The sequence below is a fragment of the Mycobacterium sp. pR1184 genome (assembly GCF_041287235.1).
Classification (GTDB): domain Bacteria; phylum Actinomycetota; class Actinomycetes; order Mycobacteriales; family Mycobacteriaceae; genus Mycobacterium.
Window position 1 is genome coordinate 1 of sequence record NZ_JBGGKR010000004.1, and the last position, 22,109, is coordinate 22,109.

The 22,109-nt window shown below is 66.9% G+C and carries 19 protein-coding genes; 2 read left to right on the plus strand and 17 right to left on the minus strand.

What is annotated here, in order from left to right:
• Positions 1-80: 80 nt before the first annotated feature.
• The 7 genes from gatB to gatC all read right to left on the minus strand — a co-directional run bounded on the left by gatB (position 81) and on the right by gatC (position 8,615).
• Positions 81-1,595: an Asp-tRNA(Asn)/Glu-tRNA(Gln) amidotransferase subunit GatB gene (gene gatB / locus ACAG21_RS08255; protein WP_370495507.1), complete on the minus strand. Its 1,515-nt coding sequence runs from the start codon at positions 1,593-1,595 to the stop codon at positions 81-83.
• A gap of 61 nt (positions 1,596-1,656) precedes the next feature.
• The gene (locus tag ACAG21_RS08260; RefSeq protein WP_370495508.1) at positions 1,657-2,832 is read right to left on the minus strand and encodes a MinD/ParA family protein; all 1,176 of its coding nucleotides are present in this window, start codon (positions 2,830-2,832) and stop codon (positions 1,657-1,659) included.
• A 136-nt stretch (positions 2,833-2,968) separates the two neighbouring features.
• Positions 2,969-4,594 carry a GMC family oxidoreductase gene (locus ACAG21_RS08265; RefSeq protein ID WP_370495509.1) on the minus strand — a complete coding sequence of 542 codons (1,626 nt, stop codon included), beginning with the start codon at positions 4,592-4,594 and terminating at the stop codon, positions 2,969-2,971.
• Between the two features lie 55 nt (positions 4,595-4,649).
• On the minus strand, positions 4,650-5,675 hold the full coding sequence (locus tag ACAG21_RS08270) for a helix-turn-helix domain-containing protein (protein ID WP_370495510.1): 1,026 nt from the start codon (positions 5,673-5,675) through the stop codon (positions 4,650-4,652).
• A 70-nt stretch (positions 5,676-5,745) separates the two neighbouring features.
• Positions 5,746-6,777, minus strand: a complete 1,032-nt coding sequence (locus tag ACAG21_RS08275; RefSeq protein ID WP_096285930.1) for an ATP-dependent 6-phosphofructokinase — start codon at positions 6,775-6,777, stop codon at positions 5,746-5,748.
• A 54-nt stretch (positions 6,778-6,831) separates the two neighbouring features.
• Positions 6,832-8,319 carry an Asp-tRNA(Asn)/Glu-tRNA(Gln) amidotransferase subunit GatA gene (gene gatA / locus ACAG21_RS08280; protein WP_370495512.1) on the minus strand — a complete coding sequence of 496 codons (1,488 nt, stop codon included), beginning with the start codon at positions 8,317-8,319 and terminating at the stop codon, positions 6,832-6,834.
• Positions 8,316-8,615 carry an Asp-tRNA(Asn)/Glu-tRNA(Gln) amidotransferase subunit GatC gene (gatC, locus tag ACAG21_RS08285; RefSeq protein WP_342930449.1) on the minus strand — a complete coding sequence of 100 codons (300 nt, stop codon included), beginning with the start codon at positions 8,613-8,615 and terminating at the stop codon, positions 8,316-8,318. The genes gatA and gatC overlap by 4 nt, the downstream gene beginning before the upstream one ends.
• A gap of 95 nt (positions 8,616-8,710) precedes the next feature.
• Between gatC and ACAG21_RS08290 the strand changes: the two genes are divergently transcribed.
• On the plus strand, positions 8,711-9,367 hold the full coding sequence (locus tag ACAG21_RS08290) for an amino acid-binding protein (RefSeq protein WP_370495513.1): 657 nt from the start codon (positions 8,711-8,713) through the stop codon (positions 9,365-9,367).
• Between the two features lies 1 nt (position 9,368).
• On the opposite strand, the gene ACAG21_RS08295 is transcribed toward ACAG21_RS08290, so the two are convergent.
• The 5 genes from ACAG21_RS08295 to ACAG21_RS08315 form a co-directional block, all read right to left on the minus strand.
• Positions 9,369-12,284 carry an RND family transporter gene (locus ACAG21_RS08295; protein WP_370495514.1) on the minus strand — a complete coding sequence of 972 codons (2,916 nt, stop codon included), beginning with the start codon at positions 12,282-12,284 and terminating at the stop codon, positions 9,369-9,371.
• Entirely contained in the window at positions 12,281-12,712 is a 432-nt protein-coding gene (locus ACAG21_RS08300) for an MmpS family transport accessory protein (RefSeq protein WP_370495515.1), read from the minus strand. Before ACAG21_RS08300 ends, ACAG21_RS08295 begins: the two co-directional genes overlap by 4 nt.
• A gap of 177 nt (positions 12,713-12,889) precedes the next feature.
• Positions 12,890-13,498 carry a TetR/AcrR family transcriptional regulator gene (locus tag ACAG21_RS08305; RefSeq protein ID WP_370495516.1) on the minus strand — a complete coding sequence of 203 codons (609 nt, stop codon included), beginning with the start codon at positions 13,496-13,498 and terminating at the stop codon, positions 12,890-12,892.
• Positions 13,499-13,534: 36 nt separating this feature from the next.
• Complete coding sequence (gene ligA / locus ACAG21_RS08310) at positions 13,535-15,619, minus strand: NAD-dependent DNA ligase LigA (RefSeq protein ID WP_370495517.1); 2,085 nt, start codon at positions 15,617-15,619, stop codon at positions 13,535-13,537.
• A 231-nt stretch (positions 15,620-15,850) separates the two neighbouring features.
• On the minus strand, positions 15,851-16,876 hold the full coding sequence (locus ACAG21_RS08315; protein WP_370495518.1) for a methionine synthase: 1,026 nt from the start codon (positions 16,874-16,876) through the stop codon (positions 15,851-15,853).
• Positions 16,877-17,012: 136 nt separating this feature from the next.
• On the opposite strand from ACAG21_RS08315, the gene ACAG21_RS08320 reads away from it, so the two are divergent.
• The gene (locus tag ACAG21_RS08320; protein WP_370495884.1) at positions 17,013-17,621 is read left to right on the plus strand and encodes a sensor domain-containing protein; all 609 of its coding nucleotides are present in this window, start codon (positions 17,013-17,015) and stop codon (positions 17,619-17,621) included.
• A gap of 32 nt (positions 17,622-17,653) precedes the next feature.
• Here the strand turns inward: ACAG21_RS08320 and ACAG21_RS08325 are convergent, their stop codons facing one another.
• The 5 genes from ACAG21_RS08325 to ACAG21_RS08345 form a co-directional block, all read right to left on the minus strand.
• Entirely contained in the window at positions 17,654-17,941 is a 288-nt protein-coding gene (locus tag ACAG21_RS08325; protein ID WP_370495519.1) for a DUF4190 domain-containing protein, read from the minus strand.
• Between the two features lie 94 nt (positions 17,942-18,035).
• A complete protein-coding gene (gene mnmA, locus ACAG21_RS08330; RefSeq protein WP_370495520.1) occupies positions 18,036-19,112 on the minus strand; it encodes a tRNA 2-thiouridine(34) synthase MnmA in 1,077 nt (358 codons plus the stop codon).
• Positions 19,109-20,287 carry a cysteine desulfurase family protein gene (locus tag ACAG21_RS08335; RefSeq protein WP_370495522.1) on the minus strand — a complete coding sequence of 393 codons (1,179 nt, stop codon included), beginning with the start codon at positions 20,285-20,287 and terminating at the stop codon, positions 19,109-19,111. Before ACAG21_RS08335 ends, mnmA begins: the two co-directional genes overlap by 4 nt.
• A gap of 34 nt (positions 20,288-20,321) precedes the next feature.
• Entirely contained in the window at positions 20,322-21,164 is an 843-nt protein-coding gene (locus tag ACAG21_RS08340; protein ID WP_370495523.1) for a lysophospholipid acyltransferase family protein, read from the minus strand.
• Complete coding sequence (locus ACAG21_RS08345; RefSeq protein WP_370495524.1) at positions 21,161-22,021, minus strand: GNAT family N-acetyltransferase; 861 nt, start codon at positions 22,019-22,021, stop codon at positions 21,161-21,163. Before ACAG21_RS08345 ends, ACAG21_RS08340 begins: the two co-directional genes overlap by 4 nt.
• Between the last annotated feature and the right edge of the window lie 88 nt (positions 22,022-22,109).

The window sequence follows — 22,109 nt, forward strand, 5'->3', positions numbered from 1 at the left end:
CTTCGACAAGCCACACCCCACCCGGGGGTTCTCCTCACATCAAGCCGACACGCCTGCTACAACCTCATGACCGAGTACAGCTAGGACTGCCCGCAGGCGGCCAGCACCAACTCGCGCACCCGCGCGGCGTCGGCCTGACCACGGGTGGCCTTCATGACCGCGCCCACGATCGCGCCGGCGGCTTGAACCTTGCCACCGCGGATCTTCTCCGCCACATCGGGATTGGCGGCCAGGGCCTCGTCCACGGCCGCCTGGGTGACCGAGTCGTCGCGCACCAGCGCCAGGCCACGGGCGGTCATCACCTGCTCGGGTTCGCCTTCGCCGGCCAGCACACCTTCGACAACCTGGCGCGCCAACTTGTTGGACAGCTTGCCCTCGTCGACAAGTGCGATCACCGCGGCGACCTGAGCGGGGGTGATGGCCAGCTCGTCCAATTCGAGGTTCGCCTCGTTGGCCTTCTGTACCAGGAAGTTTCCCCACCAGGAGCGCGCGTCCTTACTGGAGGCGCCGTGCTTGATGGTGGCGGTGACCAAGTCGACCGCGCCGGCGTTGACGAGATCGCGCATCACCTCGTCGGAAACGCCCCATTCTTCCTGAATTCGCTTGCGGCTCAACCAGGGCAGCTCGGGAATCGTCTGGCGCAATTGCTCGACCAGCTCTCGGCTGGGCGCGACAGGCTCCAGGTCGGGCTCGGGGAAATAGCGGTAATCCTGCGCCGTTTCTTTGGCGCGGCCGGGACTGGTATATCCCGCCTCGTGAAAGTGCCTGGTTTCCTGAGTGATCGAGCCGCCGGAAACCAGAACGGCAGCCTGGCGCTGCATTTCGTAGCGCACCGCGACCTCGACACTCTTCAGCGAGTTGACGTTCTTGGTCTCGGTCCGGGTGCCGAATTCGGTGGCACCGGTGGGCTTGAGCGAGACGTTGGAATCACAACGCATCGAGCCCTGATCCATCCGAACATCGGATACGTCCAAGGCGCGCAACAAATCTCGCAATGCCGTCACATAAGCACGGGCGATCTGCGGCGCCCGGGCTCCGGCCCCCTCAATGGGCTTGGTGACGATTTCGATCAGCGGCACGCCGGCACGGTTGTAATCGATCAGCGACGTCGTCGCACCGTGGATGCGTCCCGTCTCACTGCCCAGGTGGGTGAGCTTGCCGGTGTCCTCTTCCATGTGGGCACGTTCGATCTCGACCCGCCAGGTGGTGCCGTCTTCCAGCGGCGCCTCGAGGTAGCCGTTGATAGCGATCGGCTCGTCGTACTGCGAGATCTGGTAGTTCTTCGGCATGTCCGGATAGAAGTAGTTCTTCCGGGCGAAGCGGCACCACGGCACGATCTCGCAATTGAGCGCAAGTCCGATGCGGATCGCCGACTCCACCGCTTTCTGGTTGAGCACGGGAAGCGAACCGGGCAGCCCCAGGCACACCGGGCACACCTGGGTGTTGGGTTCGGCACCGAATGTGGTTGAGCAGCCGCAGAACATCTTGGTCGCGGTGGACAGCTCGACGTGTACTTCCAGCCCGAGCACGGGATCGAAACGTGCGATGACGTCGTCGTAATCCAGCAGCTCAGCCGCTCCGGAAGTCACAGTCATGGCAACGATCCTAATGGTGGCCGAGCGGGGGCATAACAGGCCAGGCCGCCGACTGGCGGCGTCAGCGCCAGGACCGCGGCGCGGCTTCGCGCTCCGGCCGGCCGGCGACGAAGTCGCCCAGCGCGGCGGCCAACTCCAGGTAGGCGCGCCGGCTTTCCTTGCTCAGCCGGTCCAGCCCGAGCTCCTTGCCCTCGTGTACATGCCGATCGAAGGGCAGTGTCACCGTGCTCGCGACGCGGGCCGACAGCGCCTCGAATTCCTTGGTGACCACGCCGTCCAGCTTGGCCGGCTCGGTGTAGTTCATCGCAAGCACCGTCGACTTCAGCAAGTGGCGATGCCCGTTGTTGGACAACCACTCCAGCGTTGTCCTGGTCTTACGCACCGCATCGATCGAAGTGCCGGAGACCACGACCAGCGCGCGCGCCTCGGGCAGAACCGCGTCCATCACGCTGGAGTTGATCGCCTTGACGCAATCCACCAGCACCAGCGAATAGTGCTTGCGCAGAATCGAAAAGGTCTTGGCGATGTCCTGGCGCTCCAGGCGCCAGTCGGTGCGGCCGTAGTCGGGCAGCCCGAGCACTTCGAGGCCGAAGCTGTTCATGTGGGTATGCGCACGCACCTGCGCATACTGGGTCACCGAATCGCGAGCGAGCAGGTCGGCCAGGCTCAGCGGGTTGCGGCGACCGTGTCGCTCCGCCAGGTCGCCGGCGTCGATGTCGACGGCGATGACCCGGTCGCCGCGCGCCTCGGCCAGCGTCGAGCCGAGCGCCTCGACCACCGCGGTCTTGCCGACGCCGCCCTTGAAGTTCAGCACCGCGATCGGAAACGCACCACCGATCGGCGCATCGATGCGCTCGCGCAGCTCCCGCTCGTACGCGGCGTGTTTGCCGGGGCCGAGGTCGATTCCGGTCACCCGATGGATCACCTCGCGCCAGCCGAACCTGCTCGGCTCGGAGTCCTCCCGCAAGTCCAGGCCGTCGAGGGCGGTCCCGCCCAATGTCAGATCGCGACGGTAGGGCGCGGCCGATCGCCGTGCCCGCGCCAGCCGGTTGGGCGTCGCGGGCCCGCTGGACCTGGCCGGTTTCGCGGGCAGGCGCGGCTCAGGCACCGTGGCCGCCGTCGGGTCGGCATTGGCTCGCCAGCTCGGCACCGAGGACGCGGGCCGAGCCGAGCTCGACGGATATGCCGGAGCAGCAGACAGGGCGTTGACTCCGCGAACCCCCTCGCGGTTGCTCATAACGCCTGGTGTAGCCGTTTCGACCTGGTGGTTAAACCCGGAAATTCCGCCGTTGAGGACTGCTGGCCGGCTGAGCTGGCACATTCACACGGCCGTCAGGCTGCTGCCATCGCCCGTTTGCCCGCCGTGCTGTCAGCTAGAGCTCATGTGCTTGCTTCAGAATCCGGCCCGCACGTTCGCCGATGACCACACACGGCGCCATCGTGTTGGTGGTGGTGATCTCCGGCATCACGGAGCCGTCGGCCACCCTGAGGTTGTCGATTCCGTAGACCTTCAGCTCGCCGTCGACCACCGACATCGCGTCGCGGCCCATCTTGGCCGTGCCGACTTGGTGGAAAAAGGTGGTCGCCGCGTCCCGGACGAACTCTTCCAGTGCCGCTCCCCGCAGGTTCCCCGGCATGACCTCGCGCTTCACGTACGGCCGCAGGGGCGCACTGTTGGCGATTTCGCGGCACCACTGCACACAGGCGATCCCTTTTCGGACATCGTCGGGATCCCCGAGCGTGTTGGCGTCGATGCACAACGGATCCGTGGGGTTGGGGCCGCTTAGCCGGATGCGGCCCCGGCTCTTCGGATGAGCCAGCGCGGCATGAAACGTCCAGCCGGCTGCGGGAAGCCCGAACCGGGCGGCGGTCTCGTCGGTGGCGTAGGGAACTTCGACCTGCCAGGCGAAGAAGTCGGGGTGTGTCAGCCCGGACCCGCTCGGCCCGAGTAGCACCACTTCGGCCGCATTGTTCCGCGGCGGCTGCGCGTCGCGGTATTCCCACATGCAGTCAAAGGCCACGTGATCCTGCAGGTTGCGCCCCACCCCGGGCAGATGTTGATGTACCCGAATCCCGACGCGGCCGAGCTCGTCTTGATCTCCTATTCCGGACACCATCAGGACCTTGGGCGTGTGGTTGGCCCCCAGCGACAGGACAATTTCCGCGTCGGCGTCGATGCGGCGGGTGCCACCTTGATGACGGATTTCGACGCCGACGGCTTTGCCGCCTTCGATCACTACGCGTTGCACGACCGCGTGGGTGAGGACGGTGAGGTTGGGCCGATCCATCACCGGATAGGTGAACGAGCGAAATATCGACTGGCGCTGCCCATTTCGGATGCAGAGATCTCCGAGCGCAGCACCGCTCGTGGTCTCCATCATCGCGCCGTTGGCCGACGGGTACACCGCGACGCCGTTGGCCCGCGCCGCGTCCAACGTCGCCAGCGCAAGCGGATGGGGATCCGGGGGCGGCTGGATGAAAACCGGGCCACCGGTTCCCCGGTATGCCGGATCCGGTGCGCCGTGCCAATCTTCGATGTCCCGATAAATACCGACGACGGACTCGTAATTCCACGCCGGGTCGCCGGTTTCGGCGGCGAAGTGATCCCAGTCGTCGCGGTGGGCCCGGATCCATCCCATCACGTTGATGCTCGAACTGCCGCCCAGCACCTTGCCCATCGAGTGCACGATCGAACGGTTATTGATGCTGGGGTTCGGCATGCTGCGAAACCCCCAGTCGCGCTGCGAATTCAAGTTGGCCACCCATTGCCCGGGGTCGACGACTTCGGTGACGTTGTCGTCGCCGCCCGCCTCGACCAGCAGCACGTCGACATCGGCATTTTCGGCCAACCGTCGCGCCACGACCGACCCCGACGAGCCCGAACCGCACACGATGAAGTCGTACCGCTGTTTGAGCGCAGCGCTCAGCGAAGCCTGATTCGCGGCCACCCGCTGCGCGAAGTCCCGGTCCACATCGAATTCGATTGCCGTTTCCTGCATTTGGTTCCCCCCAAAGTGGTCAGTTGATGTTCACTACCCACTATCGGCGCGGCCGTCATACACGTCTTGCCTGTTCGCGCCGAGATCTTGCCGGCGTGCGCAATTCTGCGCTCAACGCCCAGCGGCGATACTCGCGTGGAGTTCTCCCGTGCGCTGCCTTGAACAGCCGCGAAAAGTGCGGCGCGTTCACCAGCCCCCACCGCGCACCGATCACACTCACCGGCACCGTCGCGAGTTCGGCGTTCGCAAGGTCCTTGCGACAGTGCTCGATCCTGCGGCTCCTGATCCAGTCGGTGACGGTGCGGCCGTCGTTTTCGAACAACCGTTGTAGTTGGCGGATCGAGATGTGCTGCGCCGCTGCGATCGTCGGCACATCCAGGTCCGGGTCGCCGAGGTTGCGTTCGATGAACGCGAGCATCCCGAGCATCTGATGGTGCGCATCGCGACTCTCTGGCCGATCACACCCCAATTGCTCGGACAACGACGCCTCTAGCATGTCGAATACCGCATCGGCGACGCGAAGGTTGAGCACCTGGGGCCCCTTGGCGGCCTGTCTGCCGAGCTGGACCAGGAACGGCGCCAGCAGCGCGCCCATCCCCTGTCGACCGTCGAAGCGGCGGGCCGTCAGCCGAGATAGTTGTGCGGCCGGGATCCGCAGTAACTCGCGGGGAAGAAGCGCGCTGTACATCCGGAATTTGCCGCCGACCGCGAAATCGAACGGTCGCGTGGTGTCATAAAGGACGTAATCTCCGGGCGACAGGTTTGCTTCGCGGCCGTCTTGGCGCACCACGCACCTGCCGCCGACGTGCACGCCCACCTTCAGATACTCGCGGCTGTGGTGCTCGATGAGCTGAGGCGTCCCCCGCAGCAACTGCCCATGCGTTCGGCGCAACACGATGTCACCGTGGAACTGCAACCGATTGATCCGCAACGTGCCGAGGCTCGAGGTCTGCAGCGAGGCGCGGAAGGAGTCGGTGTCCTCCACCGAGAGCACCACCGGGACGAACGTGTCGCGAACCAGCTGGTGAAAGACATCGAGACGCTCCTTGGCGCTGCGTTGTCTGTATTTGCTCCCGGTCATGCTCGCTAGGAACGTCTCGACCGGCGAAATTGTTCACTGTTCGCGGGCGGGCCGTTTGCCCGCCGCGATGTCAGCCGAAGAAAGCGGCGGCCTCATCGTGGCGTGCGTCGGGCACCAGCTTGAGGTGCCGTGTCGCGTCGGCCAGCGACACCCGGCCGATGTCCTGCCCGCGCAGCGACACCATCTGCCCGTATTCGCCGGCGTGCGCGGCGTCGGCGGCGTTGACGCCGAACCGGGTGGCCAGCACGCGGTCGTAGGCCGTCGGGATGCCACCGCGCTGGACGTGGCCCAGCACCGTCACTCGCACGTCCTTGTTGATCCGCTTCTCCACGGCAACGCCCAACTGCGCGGCGACGCCGGTGAATTTCTCGTGGCCGAACTCGTCAATCCCGCCCTCCCGCAAGGGAATCGATCCAGGGATGGGCTTGGCTCCTTCGGCCACCACACAGATGAAATGTGAATCACCGCGCTGGAAACGGCGTTTGACGAGCCGGCACACATCCTCGATATCGAAGGGCTGCTCGGGAATCAGCGTCATGTGCGCCCCGGATGCCAGCCCGGCGTTGAGCGCGATCCAGCCGGCGTGGCGGCCCATCACCTCCACCAGCATCACCCGCTGGTGCGACTCGGCGGTGCTGTGCAAACGATCGATGGCGTCGGTGGCCACGGTCAGCGCGGTGTCGTGGCCGAAAGTGACGTCGGTGCAGTCGATGTCGTTGTCGATCGTCTTCGGCACTCCGACGACGGGAACATTCTCCTCCGACAACCAGTGCGCGGCCGTCAGCGTGCCCTCACCACCGATCGGGATGAGCACGTCGATGCCGTTGTCGTCCAGGGTCTGCTTGATCTGGTCCAGCCCGGCCCGCAACTTGTCGGGATGCACGCGAGCGGTGCCCAGCACTGTCCCGCCCTTGGCCAGCAGCCGGTCATTGCGATCGTCGTTCTGCAGCTGGATGCGCCGGTTCTCCAGCAACCCGCGCCACCCGTCCTGGAAGCCGACCACCGACGAGCCGTACCGGGCGTCGCAGGTGCGTACCACCGCCCGGATGACGGCGTTGAGCCCCGGACAGTCGCCGCCCCCGGTGAGAATTCCGATCCGCATCTTCTTATCTTGCCTGTCCGGGCCGCCGTCGGGGCAAGTCGGGGCGGCGAACGGCTAGGCGGTCGGCGCGGCCGGCAACGGTCCACGCGCCGCTTCGTAGGCGGCACCGACGCGATAAAGGCGATCGTCGGCCAGCGCGGGCGCCATGATCTGCAGGCCCACCGGCAGCTGGTCGTCCGGCGAGAGTCCCGACGGCACCGACATTCCGCAGTGCCCGGCCAGGTTCAGCGGCAGCGTGCACAAGTCGAACAGGTACATGGCCAGCGGATCGTCGACCTTCTCCCCCAGCCGGAACGCGGTGGTCGGGGTTGTCGGCGACACCAGCACGTCGACGGATTTGTAGGCCTCGTCGAGGTCACGGGCGATCAGGGTGCGCACTTTCTGCGCCTGGTTGTAGTAGGCGTCGTAGTAGCCCGCCGAGAGCGCGTAGGCACCAATCATGATGCGGCGCTTGACTTCCGGACCGAAGCCGGCGGCCCGGGTCAGCGCCATCACTTCCTCGGCGCTGTGGTTGCCGTCGTCACCGACCCGCAGCCCGTAGCGCATCGCGTCGAAGCGCGCCAGGTTGCTCGACACCTCCGACGGCAGGATCAGGTAGTAGGCCGCCAGCGCGTAATCGAAGTGCGGACAGTCGACTTCGCTCACCTGCGCACCCAGCGCGGTCAGCTGTTTGACCGCCTCCTCGAACGACGACAGCACCCCGGGCTGGTAGCCCTCGCCACGCAGTTGGGAAACCACACCGATTCGCACGCCGCTCAGATCACCGGTGGCACCGGCGTTCGCGGCGCCGACCACGTCGGGCACCGCGGCGTCGATGGAGGTCGAGTCCATCCGGTCGTGGCCGGCGATCACCTGGTGCAGCAGCGCCGTGTCGAGCACGGTGCGCCCGCAGGGGCCGCCCTGATCCAGCGACGACGCGCAGGCCACCAGGCCGTAGCGCGACACCGTGCCGTAGGTGGGCTTGACCCCGACGGTCGCGGTCAGCGCGGCCGGCTGGCGGATCGAGCCCCCGGTGTCGGTGCCGATGGCCAGCGGCGCCTGGAAGGAGGCCAGTGCCGCAGCGCTGCCACCGCCGGAACCGCCGGGCACCCGCTCGAGGTCCCACGGGTTGCGGGTGGGGCCGTAGGCGGAGTTCTCGGTCGAGCTGCCCATCGCGAACTCGTCCATGTTGGTCTTGCCCAGGATCGGGATGCCCGCCGCGCGCAGCCGGGCGGTGACGGTGGCGTCGTAGGGTGACCGCCAGCCCTGAAGGATCTTGGATCCGCAGGTGGTGGGCATATCGACGGTCGTGAACACGTCTTTGAGCGCCAACGGGACGCCGGCCAGCGCCGAGGGCAGCTGCTCGCCGGCCGCCACCGCCTCGTCGACCGCGGCCGCCGCCGACAGCGCCTCGTCGGCCGCGACGTGCAGAAACGCGCCGTACCGGTCGTCGGTCGCCGCGATCCGGTCCAGGTAGGCCTGGGTGATCTCGACCGACGACAGCTCCTTGGCGGCGACCTTGGCAGCCAACGTCGCCGCGTCGGACCGGATGATCTCGTTCACTCGCTGTCTCCGAGGATCTGCGGGACGGCGAAGCGGCCGTCGACGGCGGCGGGCGCCGCGGCCAGCGCCTCCTGCTGCGTCAGGCACGGCCTGGTCTCGTCCGGGCGGGTGACGTTGACGTCCTTGAGCGGGTTGTCGGTCGGTTCGACGCCGGTGACGTCGACCGCCTGGATCTGGCTGACGTGGGTCAGGATGGCGTCGAGTTGGCCGGCGTAGCTGTCCAGCTCGGTATCGGTCAACGCCAGCCGGGCCAGCCTGGCCAGGTGCGCGACCTCGTCGCGGGAGATCTGGGACACGAGCGAAAAGCCTATCGGTGCTGAGGTCGCGCGCGTGCAGCTGGCACCCACCCTGCGGAAATGCCGGACGCGCGGCTCTGTGCGACAGTGGGCGCGTGCCGTCGTATCTGTTGCGTATCGAGCTCCTCGACCGCCCGGGAAGCCTGGGCGCGCTGGCGGTTGCGCTCGGTTCGGTGGGCGCCGACATCCTGTCGCTCGACGTCGTCGACCGCAGCGCGGGGTACGCCACCGACGACCTGGTCATCGAACTGCCCGCCGGGGCGATGCCCGACACGTTGATCACCGCGGCCGAGTCGCTCAACGGCGTACGGGTGGACAGCGTGCGCCCGCACACCGGCCTGCTGGAAGCGCACCGCGAGCTGGAACTGCTCGACCACGTCGCCGCGGCCAAGGACAAGGCGGCGCGGCTGCAGGTGCTGGCCGACGAGGCGCCCCGGGTGCTGCGGGTGAGCTGGTGCACGGTGTTGCAGGGCGCCGAGGGCGAGCTGCGGCGCCTCGCCGCCAGCCCGGGCGCGCCCGAAACCCGCGCGGTATCGGCTCCTTGGCTGCCGATCCGCGAGGCCACGACGCTGGACGGCACCGCCGAGTGGGTGCCGCAGGCCTGGCGCGACATGGACATCACGATGGTCGCGGCGCCCTTGGGCGACCCGCAGACCGCGGTGGTGCTGGGCCGTCCGGGTCCCGAATTCCGGCCGTCGGAGGTGGCCCGCCTGGGCTACCTGTCCGGCATCGTGGCCACCATGTTGCGCTGAATCAGCGCGCGGCCACCGGGGGTTTCGGCGCCGCGGCATCGCCGTCTTCCCACAGCAGCAGCTGGCGAACGGCCGGGCGCGGACCGTAGGGCCGCAGCATCGTGCTGGCCGGGCGCGGACGCACTCGTTGGGGCCACCAGAACCAGCGCCCGAGAATCCTTGCGACAGAAGGCGTCATGAATGAGCGCACGATCAGCGTGTCGAACAACAAGCCGAGCCCGATCGTCGTCCCGATCTGACCGAGCACCTGGAAGCCGCTGAAAACAAACGCACACATCGTGACGGCGAAGACGATGCCGGCCGAGGTGACCACCGAGCCGGAGCCGGCCATCGCGCGGATGATGCCGGTATTGAGACCGGCATGGATCTCCTCCTTGAACCGGGAGATCAGCAGCAGGTTGTAGTCCGAACCGACCGCCAGTAGCAAGATCACCGCCAATGCGAGCACGACCCAATACAACTCGATACCAAACATGTACTGCCACACTAGAACTGACAACCCGAATGAGGCACCCAGGGATAGCGCGACGGTGCCGACGATGACGAGTGCGGCGATGAGGCTGCGCGTGATGATCATCATGATGAGCAGGATGAGGCTCAACGCGGCGAATGCCACGATCATCAGGTCGTACTTGGCGCCCTCCTGGATGTCCTTGTACGTCGCGGCGGTGCCGCCGACATAGATCCCCGCGTTCGCCATCGGCGTGCCCTTCAAGGCCTCGTGCGCGGCCTTCGTGATCGGGTCGATGTGCGAAATGCCCTCGGTGGTAGCGGGATCGCCGTCATGCGTGACGATCATCCGAGCGGCCTTACCGTCGGGCGATAGGAACAGCTTCAGCCCGCGTTTGAAGTCGGGGTTGTCGAACACCTCGGGCGGCAGATAGAAGGTGTCGTCGTTCTTGGCGGCGTCAAACGCCTCCCCCAACGCCGTCGAGTTCTCCAGCGCGCGCGCGTTCTGGGCGTAGATGCCGGACAGGGTGGCGTAATTCGCCAGGGTCAGATCGCGGTTGGTTTCCTGGCTTTGAATCTGGGGCGGTATCAACGCGACCAGTTTCGGTTGCAGTGCGTCGAGCTTGTCCAGCGAAGCCGTCAGGTTCTCGAATTTTTCGGTCAGCTGGTCGATGCCGTCGAGCGCGTCGAACAGCGACCTGAACGCGAAGCAGGCAGGAATGTCGTAACAGTGCTTCTCCCAATAGAAATAGCTGCGAATCGGCCGGAAGAAGTCGTCGAAATTAGCGATCTTGTCGCGCAGGTCCTTGATCGTCGCGAGCGTATCGCGAAAGCTTTCCGTCTCGTCGTGGGTGGTGCCGGCCAACTGCTGCTGCAGGACGAACTGCTGTCGCAAGATGTCGATCGTCTTCGATAGTTCGTTGGCCTGCTTGAGGGCGTCGTCGGCCCGATCTCGTTGGTAGCTGAGGTTTTGCTGCTGGGCAGCACTGGAGTTACTGACCACGAACGCGAGTGAGCTGTGGACCAGCGGGGTTCCCAACGGCCGGGTGATGGTCTGCACCTGGGCGACCCCGGGGACGTGAAACACCGCCTTGGCCACCTTGTCCAGGATGAGCATGCTGGCCGGATTACGCATGTCGTGATCCGATTCGACCATCAGCAGTTCCGGCTCCAGCCGGGCCCGTGAGAAGTGCTTTTCGGCGGCGGTGTAACCGATATTGGCCGGAGCGTCGGCGGGCATGTAGGGACGGGTGTCGTAGCTGGTCTTGTATCCGGGCAGCGCGATCAGACCTACCAGGGCCAGCGCGCTCGCGGCCGCCAGCACGGCGCCGGGCCAGCGGACGATGGCAGTCCCGATCCGCCGCCAACCGCGCGTTCGTATCGCCCGCTTCGGGTCGAAGATGCCGGCTTTGGCCCCCAGCGTGAGAATCGCGGGGCCCAGTGTCAGCGCGGCGAACAGTGCCACGAGGATGCCCAATGCGGCTGGAATTCCAAGACTTTGGAAATACGGCAGCCGGGTGAAGCTCAGACAGGCCACCGCGCCGGCGACGGTGAGCCCGGATCCCAACACGACGTGAGTGGTGCCGTGATACATGGTGTAAAAGGCGTTTTCGCGGTCCTCGCCGGTCCCGCGCGCTTCTTGGTAGCGGCCCACGAAAAATATCGCGTAGTCCGTTCCGGCGGCGATCACCAACAGTGTCAGGATATTTGTCGCGTAGGTCGACAGGCCGATGATTCCCTCACTGCCGAGGAAGGCCACAAGGCCTCGGGCAGCTGACATTTCGATCAGGACCGTGGCGAGAACCAGCAGCGTGGTCAGTACCGAGCGGTAAACGAAGAACAACATCAACGCGATCACTCCGATGGTGATCGTGGTGACCTTCGCGGTGCCCTTGCTGCCCACGTCGAACTGATCGGAGATCAGCGGCGCGGCGCCGGTCACATAGGTCTTGACGCCCGGTGGGGGCTTCATGTGGTCGATGATGTCGCGGATAGCGCCGACACCCTCGTTGGCCAGCGCGGAGCCCTGATTACCGGCGAGGTTCACCTGAACATAGGCGGCCTTACCGTCGGTGCTCTGCGATCCCGCCGCGGTAAGCGTGTCACCCCAGTAGTCCTGAACGTGCTCGACATGCTTTTTGTCCTGCTCGAGCTTGCGGATCATCTCGTCGTAGAAGCGGTGGGCGTCCGCGCCGAGCGGTTTGTCGCCTTCCAGCACGATCATCGCCGAGCTGTCGGTGTCGAACTCATGGAACGCCTGGCCGATTCGCTTGATTGCCTTGAGCGACGGGGCATCCGGAGAGTTCAGCGCCACGTTGTGGGTCTTGCCCACCTCTTCGAGCTGGGGCACCGCGATATTCGTGATGGCGGCCAGCGCCACCCAGAAAAGCAGGATCACCCAGGCGAGGCGTCGGATGTTGCGCGCCACGTAGGGCCGGGTCTGCTGTTCGTTGTTGTGGTTGCTCATCCCGACTTATCCAGACAGAAGGTGTAGGCGTCGACCTTGTTGACGGTGCGTTCGTCTTTGACTTGACCGTTGACGGTGATGCGGCAACCGAGGGTGTCCCCGTTGCCTTGCGCCACGACATTGCCGATGACCGCCGGCTCCGTCGTGGTGATCGTGAACGACCACGGCAGCGGCGCGTCCTTGACTTGCTGCGGCTGGGCGTTGACGTCCAGGTAGTTGATCGTCGCCACCGCACCCGGCGCGCCGAAGACCTCGAGCACCACCTGCTTGGGGTTGAACGGGACGATCTCGTTGGACAGGCCGCTGTTGGCCGAAGTCTTGTAGTTCGAGCCGAAGATTCCGTGCAGGCGGTAGATACCGAATCCCGCGACGGCGACGACGAGTATCGCGACCAACACTATCCAGCCCTGCCGAAGCAGGTTGGACATTGAAATCGCCTTCACCCTCGGCCTTTCGATGGTCGGGCGTTCTCGATCACTCTATGACTACGACCGTTGCCTGGCACCAGCGCGAACGGATGAACTCACAGTACGGTACTGGACCGTACTCTACAAGAGACGCGCGCGTACACATTTTTTCAAAGGGTCGAACGGGTGGCTGCCGCGTTACCCGGCGGTCCTCGTCAGCCCCGGCATCAGAAACCGGTCGACCAGAAGCTGCACCGTCTGGCGAGTAGGTTGTCGGTCGGGGATGATCGACCGGAAGATCAGATAGCCAGGTAGCAGGTCCCAAAGTTCGTCAACGAAGGCATCTTTGGCGATCTCGCCACGATCGACCGCCCGTTGCATGACGTGCTTGATCATTGCCTTGCGCTGCTTGAGGAATTGATCCTGCATGGCCTCGTTGAGCGCTGGATGGCGCGATACCTCGACCATCACCGCGCGGATGGTGCTGGCGTGCTGACGTCCGTGCTCGCCGCACACCTCGCCGAGACTGATCAAATCGTCGCGCAGGTTTCCGGTGTTCGGCACCACCGCGACCTGGCGGACACCTTCGATGAAGGCAGCCAGCACCAGTTCGGCCTTCGAGGGCCAGCGTCGGTACACGGTGGCCTTGCTGGCGTGGGCCGCGCTGGCGACCGCGTCGATCGTCAAGTGGTCATAGCCGTGTTCTTGCAATAGCTCCAAAGTCACCGCCAGCAGTTCGGCCTCGCGCGGAGACCACGGCGATGGCTCCGTGTACTGATCGGCCGTCTGGGTCATAGCGCCCACCATAGAGCCGGAACACCGGTACGGACCAGTACTGCGCTGTTAATCGGCTGTGTTGTCGGCCGCCGGCCCGTCGGTCAGCAGCCGGCGAAAGCCGTCCTCGTCGAGGATGGGCACACCCAGCTCGACCGCTTTGTCGTACTTCGACCCCGGCGAATCGCCGGCCACGACATAGGCGGTGTTCTTCGACACCGAACCCGCGGCCTTGCCGCCACGGGACACGATGGCCTCCTTGGCCTCGTCGCGAGAGAACCCGGTCAGCGACCCGGTGACCACGATGCTCAGACCTGCCAGCGTGCGCGGGGTGCTCGCGTCGCGCTCGTCGGCCATCCGCACGCCGGCCGCCTGCCACTTGTCGACGATCGCGCGGTGCCAGTCGACGGTGAACCATTCGGTGACCGCGGCGGCGATGGTCGGCCCGACGCCCTCGACCGCGGCCAACTCGTCGGTCGACGCCGACGTGATCGCGTCGAGGCTGCCGAATTCGGTCGCCAGGGCGCGCGCGGCGGTCGGGCCGACGTGCCGGATCGACAGCGCCACCAGCACGCGCCACAGCGGCTGCGCCTTGGCTCTGTCAAGGTTGGCCAACAGCCGCTTACCGTTGGCCGACAGCGTGCCGGCCTTGGTGGTGAACAATTCGGTGCGCAACAAGTCATCTTCGGTGAGGGTGAACAGATCTCCCTCGTCGATGATCACTTTGGCCTGCAGCAACGCGATGGCGGCCTCGTAGCCCAGCCCCTCGATGTCGAAGGCGCCGCGACCGGCGACGTGAAATACCCTCTCCCGCAACTGCGCTGGGCAGGATCGAGAGTTGGGACAGCGGATGTCGGCGTCGCCCTCCTTGGCCGGGGCCAGCTCAGTGCCGCATTCGGGACAGTGGGTGGGCATCACGAATTCGCGTTCGGTGCCGTCGCGCAGATCGGCGACCGGGCCGAGCACTTCGGGAATCACGTCGCCGGCCTTGCGGATCACCACCGTGTCGCCGATCAGCACACCCTTGCGCTTGACCTCACCGGCGTTGTGCAGGGTGGCCATTTCGACCGTCGAACCGGCTACCTTGACGGGCACCATGACCGCGAACGGTGTCACGCGTCCCGTCCGCCCGACGTTGACCCGGATATCGAGCAGCTTGGTCTGCACCTCTTGCGGCGGGTACTTGTAGGCGATCGCCCAGCGCGGCGCTCGCGACGTCGACCCCAGCCTGCGTTGCAGTGCGAAGTCGTCGATTTTGACGACGACACCGTCGATTTCGTGATCGACGTCGTGGCGGTGCTCTCCCCAGTAGGCGATCCGTTCCAGCGCGCCACCGGCATTGGGGACCCGGGCGGTGTGGTCGGAGACGGGCAACCCCCAGGCGCCCAGCGCCAGGTAGGCGTCGTGCAAGCTGGCCGGCCGAAATCCCTCGGCATGCCCGACGCCGTGGCAGATCATCCGCAGCTTGCGGCGAGCGGTCACCGCGGGATCCTTTTGCCGCAGCGAACCCGCGGCGCTATTGCGCGGGTTGGCGAACGGGACCTTGCCGTCTTCGACCAGGGCGGCGTTGAGCGCCTCGAAGTCGACAACCCGGAAGAACACCTCGCCGCGTACCTCGAGGACGTCGGGAATCGGATAGTCGTCGCTGGGCGTCAGCCGTTCCGGGACATCCTCGATGGTGCGCGCGTTGTTCGTGACGTCCTCGCCGGTGCGGCCGTCACCGCGGGTGGCCGCGCGGACCAGGCGGCCACCGCGGTACACCAGAGCCAGGGCGACGCCGTCGATCTTGAGCTCGCAGAGGAAGGGCACGTCATGGCCGACCTCGGCGTGGATGCGGGTGGCCCACACGTCGAATTCCTCGGTGCTGAACACGTTGTCCAGCGACAGCATCCGTTCCAGATGCTCGGCCGAGCTGAAATCGGTGGCAAATCCCGCGCCGCCGACCAACTGTGTCGGCGAATCGGGGGTGCGCAGCTCGGGATACTGCTCCTCGAGGGCGCCCAGCCGCCGCAGCATGTCATCGAAATCGGCGTCGGAGATGACCGGCGCATCGCGCACGTAGTAGCGAAACTGGTGCTCACGCACCTCGTCGGCCAATTCACGCCATTGACGCCGGACCTCGGGCGCGACAGGGTCAGCTTCAGGCGAACTCACCTTGGCAGGCTATCGAAGGGCCGCGACAGTGCCCGCCGGTGACGCCCGGTCGCGTCTGCCGTACCCGCCACCCGGCCAGACGGTCCACAAATTGCCCGCCTCATAGCGACAATCGGAGCACGCGGACGGTCGCAAGCAAGAGTTGTCGCTCGGAGGCGGGCAAAAGGTACAAGGCCCGGTAACCGCGGCGGGTGTGGCGGATGTGACAAGCGGCTCGCCACCGAGATGTACCTAGATGGCGTCGGGGTCCTCGGCGAACGCCTCGGCCGCCTTGCGGGCCAGCTCGATCGCGGTGCGGGCCCACTGTGGTGTCGCGTGGGCCAGTCCACATGCCGGGGTGACGCCGATGCGCTCGCGCAGCGCCGAGCGGCCGAATCCGAGCCGATCGGTCACCGCGACCAGGGCCTCGGCCACCTCCTCGGCAGCGGGCCGACGTTCCGGGGCGGTGGCGGCGACCACGCCCAGCATCACGGCGCGACCCGATTCGAGAAACGCCGCGATCCCATCCAGGTCCGCGGCCCGCAGCGTAGCGGCGTCGATCGATATTGCGCTAATAGCACTGCGCGCCAACAGATCCCACGGTAATCCGGCCGCGCAGCTGTGCAGCACCACCTCGGCGCCCACCGTCTGCGCGCAGCTGTCGAGCAGGCCTTGTGCCACCGACTCGTCGAGCGCGGCAACCGGACTCAGCGCGGTGACCCCGCTCAGCTGCCCACCCAGCGCGGCGGGCAACGACGGCTCGTCGAGTTGCACGACCACCGGTGTATCGAGGCGGCGCGACAGCGCGCCACGATGGCCGGCAACGCCTTCGGCCAGCGACGCCGTCAGATCGCGCACCGCGCCCGGGTCGGTGATGGCCCGGTGGCCGTTGGACAGCTCCAACCCGGCGGCCAGCGTGATCGGGCCCGGCGCTTGCACCTTGACCACCCGTCCGCCACCACGCAGGCCGGCCGTCTCCCAGGCTTCCTCGAGGGCATCCATGTCCTCATCGAGGAGGCTGACGGCCCGGCGGGTCACCGCACCGGGCCGAGCGGCAATGCGGTAACCACGCGGCACGGTGTCGATCGCCACATCGACCAGCAGCGCGCCGGCTCGCCCCAGCAGGTCGGCGCCCACTCCCCTGGCGGGCAACTCGACCAGGTGAGCCATCGCGGCCGCCAACTCACCGACGACGACCTCCGTCGACGGCCGTACCGCGGTGCCGGGCCAGGAACCCACGCCGCTTGCCGTCGCGAACGGAGATGCGAAAACACTCACCCGGCAACCGTATTCGACGTCGGATCACGACCGGGTGGCCAGGGGTATGTCGCGGTCGGCCAACACGGCTAGGCTCGAGGGTTTAGAGGGGTGCAAAACGGTGTGGCGCAAGGCAAGCTTCGCGTGGCCGCTGCTGATGTGTGGCGCGTTGATGCTGAGTGCGGCCTGCACCCGGGTGGTGGATGGCGTGGCAATGCCGGGGTTTACCGGCGGCGCCAAAGGCATCAACGGGGTCAATGTCGACACGATCCTGCTGGACCAGGCGCGGATGCAGGCGATCACCGGCGCCGGCGAGCACCTGTCGATCATTCCGTCGATGGACGGGCGCAGCCCGGTCGACATCGACACGCTCGCCGACACCACGCCGCGCGCCTGCCGGTTCCTGTTCGCCGAGACCGCGACGTTCGGGCCCGACATCGAGGAGTTCCACAAGACCACGTTCCAGGATCCGCCCGACGGCGCCCTGATCTCTGAGGGCGCCGCGGCCTATCGCGACGGCGCGACCGCGCAGCACGCCTTCACCGCTCTGGTCTCGACCGTCACCGACTGCGCCAATGGCGCGGCCGGCGAGGCGTTCGTCGGAGATTGGAAATCCGATGCCACCTCGCTGCACCTGGGTCCGGGCGGCTGCGGCCGCGACTACCGGGTGCGGTCGGTGGCGTTGGTAGAAGTCACCTTCTGCGGCTTCCCGCAGTCGGTCTCCGATATCGTGATGACGAACATCGTCGCCAACTTTCCGCGGTAGATTTCGTGAAATGGCCTAGGAGGCAACGGTTTTCACCAGTGCGCCGTGGTCTCCAACGCGAAGTTCTGGTGGCCGCACTGGATCCATATCGCGACATGCAGGGCCGTGACAGCCGCGGAGACCGCCAGCGCGGTGATCGCCAGCGCGAAGCCCTGCTCCTCGCGACGCCGGACCTGCCAGATGCCGGCAAGAGCAAGAACGCTGCTCAGGATCGGGCTGCCGTACATGCCCATGATGCTGAGCACGAAAGCCGCAATGGCAAGGCCGTTGGTCTGTTCTGTCTGCGCCTGCGCGGTGATGTGGTTGTCGTTCATCGTCATTCGTCCCTTCCCCGCTCAGGGGTCGATCGCTTACGAGACGAATGTTCTCCGCAAGCTCTTGGAGAATCCTTGGAAGCGGCGCTGAGCAGGGCAGTCAGCGCGACGTGCTGGCGATGGTGGCGCTGCCGAGCACCTCGTCGCCCGCCGGATCCGGACGGTACAGCACGACGGTCTGGCCGCGCGCCACCCCGCGCAGCGGGACGCGCAACCGCACGCACAGCTCGTCGCCCACCAATTCGGCCACCGCACTCGCGGTTTCGCCGTGGGCGCGCACCTGCACGGCGCACTCGATCGGGCCAGCCGGCGCGGCGCCAGCGGTGAAGACCGGGTCCCGTCCCGTCAGCGCATGCACTTCGAGATCTGCGGCACTGCCCACCTGCACCGTCGCGGTGTCGGCATCGATTGCCGTCACATAGCGCGGCAGACCGTCCGGCCCCGGCCCGGCAATGCCCAGGCCCTTGCGCTGACCGATCGTAAAACCGTGCACGCCGTCGTGATTGGCCAGCACCGCCCCGTCGGAACCCACGACGTTGCCGCGGCGCACGGCGATGCGCTCCCCCAGAAACGCCCGGGTGTCCCCCGACGGGATGAAGCAGATGTCATGGCTGTCCGGCTTGTCGGCGACGGCCAGGCCGCGACGAGCCGCCTCCGCCCGGATCTGCGGCTTGGGAGTATCCCCGATCGGAAAAGCGGCGTGGCGCAACTGCTCTGCGGTCAGCACGGCCAACACGTAGGACTGATCCTTGTCGTGGTCGACTGCGCGGCGCAGCCGGCCTTCCGACAAACGCGCGTAGTGGCCGGTGACGACCGTATCGAAACCCAGGGCCAACGCGCGCGCCGAGAGTGCGGCGAACTTGATGCGCTGATTGCAGCGCACACACGGGTTGGGCGTCTCGCCACGCGCGTAGGACGACACGAAATCGTCGATCACGTCTTCGGCGAATTTCTCCGCGAAATCCCAAACGTAGAACGGGATTCCGAGTACATCGGCCACGCGGCGCGCATCCGAAGCGTCCTCTTTCGAGCAGCAACCCCGCGACCCGGTGCGCAGCGTGCCGGGTGCCGACGACAGCGCGAGGTGCACGCCGACCACGTCGTGTCCGGCATCGACCATCCGAGCGGCGGCGACCGACGAATCGACGCCGCCGCTCATTGCGGCAAGAACTTTCACCCCGACGCCCCCGCAGCGGCCAGCGCCGCACGCCTGGCCCGATCCACCGCGGCCGGCAGCACCCGCAGCACCTCGTCAACGTCGGCATCGACACTGGTGTGGCCCAGGGACAGCCGCAGCGACCCCCGCGCGGTCGCGGCGTCGGCGCCCATCGCGATCAGCACATGTGAGGCCTGCGGGACTCCGGCGGTGCACGCAGACCCGGTCGAGCATTCGATTCCGTTGGCATCCAACAACATCAACAGAGCGTCGCCTTCACAGCCACGAAAAGTGAAGTGGGCGTTGCCGGGAAGTCGCGAATCGCGGGATCCGTTGAAACGGACGTCGTCGATCTCGGCCAGTACACCCTCGACCAGCCGATCACGCAGAGCGCGCAGCCGTGCGCTGTTGGCCTCCAGGCCGTCCACCGCGAGCCGCATCGCGGCGGCCATTCCGACGGCACCGGCGACATCCGGAGTGCCGGAACGGATGTCGCGCTCCTGTCCGCCGCCGTGCAGCAGTGGCGCACAGGCCACGTCTCGGCGCAACAACAGCGCCCCGACCGCCTGCGGGCCACCGAACTTGTGCGCGGCGACGCTCATCGCCGACAGCCCGCTCGCGGCGAAGTCGACGGGCAGCTGGCCCACGGCCTGCACGGCGTCGCTGTGCATCGGAACTCCGAATTCTGCTGCGACGGCTGCGAGTTCAGCCACGGGCATGATGGTGCCGACCTCGTTGTTGGCCCACATCACCGACACCAGCGCGACGTCGTCATGACTGTCCAGCAGCTCCCGCAGCGCGGCAGCCGACACCGAGCCGTCGGCGGCCGTGGGCAGCCAACTCACCTGAGCGCCCTCATGCTCGACGAGCCAGTCGACCGAATCCAGCACCGCGTGGTGTTCCACCTGGCTGGTGATGATGCGCAACAGACGCGGATCGGCCTCGCGGCGGGCGCGGTAGATGCCCTTGACGGCCAGATTGTCGCTCTCGGTGCCGCCCGCGGTGAAAATCACCTCGGACGGCCGCGCGCCCAATTTGTCGGCGATCAGCTCGCGCGACTCCTCGATGCGGCGCCGGGCCGTGCGGCCGCTGGTATGCAGCGACGAGGCGTTGCCGACCATGCCGAACACGGCCGTCATCGCCTCGATGGCATCCGGATGCATCGGGGTGGTGGCAGCGTGATCGAGGTAGACCATGACGCGCCCCAGGATACCGGGCCGCCCGGTTACCCTAAGCGGCCAGCACGTGGCCTCGATCCGAGCGCTGACCTGGGCGCCGCCCTACTCCGACGCCCACCGCCGCCTGGCAACGGCGGGCCAGCCCCCGCCGATCGGTGCCCGGCAGCTGCAAAGACTCCACGTGCACGTGCGCCAGGGTGCGGCGCTGGGTGATCAGCCGGCCCATCGCCGCCGCCAGGGTGTCGTCCCCGACGAAGGCCGGAGCTGTCGAAATCAGGCCGTCGACGTGGTGATATGTCAACCGCAGCGGCTGGACCGGGCGGCCGGCGTCGATCGCGGCCTGGAACATCGCCGGGTAGAACGAGCCGCAGGCCACCCCGCACCACGTGGTGCCCTCGGGAAAGGCCACCACGGTTTCACCGCCGCGCAGCCGGTCCGCGACGTTTTCCACCACCGCGGGCAACTGCCGCAGGCTGGACCGTTCGATCGCAATGATCTTCAGCAGCCGCTGCGTGAGCTCGCCGAACATGTCAGCGCGGGCGACGTACCAGCCGGGCAGCACCGCACCGATGGCGAAGACGTCCAGCCAGGACATGTGCGGACCTACCACCAGGACGCCACGCAGGTTTCGGATCGGGGCCCCCGACACGCTGATCCGGACCCCGAAAACGCGCAGCACCATCCGGCAGTAGAACTGTCGCACCCGCATCTGGCCAGGCCAGGGCACCAGCGCCATCGGCGCCCCTAGCAGCAGCAACAGCACCAGCATGACCCGCAGCGTTACCCGCAGCACCACCACCCACCGCGACGAGGCGGGGGCGACCCCGACACAGCTGCTGTCGCACGTCGCGCGCGGCAGCCAGGCGTGGTCAGTGGTGACTGCGGGAGCGTTCATCGGTCGCCGCCCGCCATCTCTGAAGCCGCCGATACCGACCGCAGTCGTCGCAGATATCGCGTATCGGCCTGGCGTTTGTCCAGCAGCACGCAGAAATCGCCGACCCCGAAGTCGGGGTCAAGCGCCGGCTCGCCGCAGGACTTGGCGCCCAGCCGCAGATAACCGCGCATCAGCGCCGGAACCGAGGGCCGTGGCGGCGGCGCGATCTCGTCGAGGGACTTGCCGTCCACGACGACCGGCCGGTGCGGGTACACCCGGTACTCCGGCGGCGCCGCGTGCCGGCTGCGCACGAAGTCGCGCACGCCGCGGAGCTGGCTGCCCGGCGCGTCCTGCCCCGTTTCGGAGTCGGCGTCGCTGCGGATCGGCACCGACACGCACCCGATCACGTAGTCGTAGCCATAGCGGTCCAGGTAGGCCAGAATCCCCGCCCACATCAGCAGCACGACGCCGCCGTTGCGGTGCCCGTCACGCACCACCGCCCGGCCCATCTCCACCAGCGACGGCCGCAGCGGGTCGAGCGCACCGAGATCGAACTCCGTCGCCGTGTACAGGCCCCCGGCCGCGATCGCCCCGGCCGGCGCCAACATCCGGTAACACCCCACCAGCTCGCCGGTGTCGTCGTCACGAACCAGCAGGTGATCACAGAACTCGTCGAAGCGGTCCACGTCCCGGTCCCCCGCACCCGATTCCGGCAACGCGAAACCAGGCGTGCTGGTGAATACGTCGTACCGGAGCCGCTGCGCCGCCTCGACCAAACTCGGGTCGGTGGACAGCAACAGCGAGTAACGCGGCCCAGACGAGCTGGTCGCAGCTCCGTCCGGCGTATCACTCGGTATCAGGACAGAAGCAATGCTCATGGGAAACAACGTGGCGTAATCGAGGAGCGAATCGGCATCGGCGCTATGACGTGTTGGTGCACGCAAGATGACGAAATGTGTGCCGACG

Coding starts and splice junctions, on each gene's coding strand:
- gatB (WP_370495507.1), bottom strand. CDS start 1,595: ATGACTGTGACTTCCGGAGCGGCTGAGCTGCTGGATTACGACGACGTC.
- ACAG21_RS08260 (WP_370495508.1), bottom strand. CDS start 2,832: ATGAGCAACCGCGAGGGGGTTCGCGGAGTCAACGCCCTGTCTGCTGCT.
- ACAG21_RS08265 (WP_370495509.1), bottom strand. CDS start 4,594: ATGCAGGAAACGGCAATCGAATTCGATGTGGACCGGGACTTCGCGCAG.
- ACAG21_RS08270 (WP_370495510.1), bottom strand. CDS start 5,675: ATGACCGGGAGCAAATACAGACAACGCAGCGCCAAGGAGCGTCTCGAT.
- ACAG21_RS08275 (WP_096285930.1), bottom strand. CDS start 6,777: ATGCGGATCGGAATTCTCACCGGGGGCGGCGACTGTCCGGGGCTCAAC.
- ACAG21_RS08295 (WP_370495514.1), bottom strand. CDS start 12,284: ATGAGCAACCACAACAACGAACAGCAGACCCGGCCCTACGTGGCGCGC.
- ACAG21_RS08300 (WP_370495515.1), bottom strand. CDS start 12,712: ATGTCCAACCTGCTTCGGCAGGGCTGGATAGTGTTGGTCGCGATACTC.
- ACAG21_RS08305 (WP_370495516.1), bottom strand. CDS start 13,498: ATGGTGGGCGCTATGACCCAGACGGCCGATCAGTACACGGAGCCATCG.
- ACAG21_RS08320 (WP_370495884.1), top strand. CDS start 17,013: ATGTGTGGCGCGTTGATGCTGAGTGCGGCCTGCACCCGGGTGGTGGAT.
- ACAG21_RS08325 (WP_370495519.1), bottom strand. CDS start 17,941: ATGACGATGAACGACAACCACATCACCGCGCAGGCGCAGACAGAACAG.
- ACAG21_RS08335 (WP_370495522.1), bottom strand. CDS start 20,287: ATGGTCTACCTCGATCACGCTGCCACCACCCCGATGCATCCGGATGCC.
- ACAG21_RS08340 (WP_370495523.1), bottom strand. CDS start 21,164: ATGAACGCTCCCGCAGTCACCACTGACCACGCCTGGCTGCCGCGCGCG.
- ACAG21_RS08345 (WP_370495524.1), bottom strand. CDS start 22,021: ATGAGCATTGCTTCTGTCCTGATACCGAGTGATACGCCGGACGGAGCT.